The sequence below is a fragment of the Simplicispira sp. GW247-4R2A genome (assembly GCF_059424465.1).
Genome location: NZ_JBWKZM010000063.1, coordinates 1 through 640, shown reverse-complemented (window position 1 = coordinate 640; position 640 = coordinate 1). Strand labels below are relative to the sequence as shown.

1 protein-coding gene is annotated in these 640 nt (G+C 60.5%); it reads right to left on the bottom strand.

Going from position 1 to position 640, the window contains the following annotated elements; translation table 11 throughout:
* Positions 1-590, bottom strand: a 590-nt coding sequence (locus AC07ZH_RS20495) for an IS30 family transposase (RefSeq protein WP_495201121.1), incomplete at its 3' end; no start/stop codon positions are given.
* Positions 591-640 lie beyond the last annotated feature (50 nt).

The following is a 640-nucleotide window of genomic DNA, read 5'->3' as shown; positions in this document are numbered from 1 at the left end:
GCACTGGCATTGCCTTCACCCTTGATCAGGTCACCCTCCCAGTGCCCCGGGAACTGGCGGTCTTCGATCTCGGGCGGGCGCACATGGATGCTCAGCATGTCAGGAATCTGGCCTCTTCGATCTTTACCTTTGCTGCGCGGAAGCCGCTTGTTGTGGGCATGGCGCAAGGTGGCAATCAGCTCCTTGCGCAACTCGCCCACGGGCATGGCGTAGATGCAGTTGTAGATGCTCTCGTGTGACACGCGGTACTCATGGCCTTGGGGATACAAGCGTGCCAGTGTCAGGGCAATTTGTTCAGGCGACCAGCGTAGTCGCAGCAGGTGGATCACCAGGGCGAACAAGATCGACTCGGGGTGCAGCTTGATCGCAGGTCTGCCTGAGCATCTGCGCTGCGAGGACTGGCACTGGGCACGAGCGCTGCCATAGCCAAATGAACAGGCGTTGCGCCTTAATTCCCGACTGATGGTGGCCGGGGAGCGTCGCAGTTGCCGGGCAATTGCCCGCACGCTGTGGTTCTGCTGCGTCAGGCTGGCGATGGTGACGCGCTCTTCAGGCTGGAGCTGCTGGTAGTGCGAAGGAGAGGAGTGCATCTGCTGACCTTAGAGGTTGGCAGGTGTTGCGCTTCAGTTTTGAATCCGCC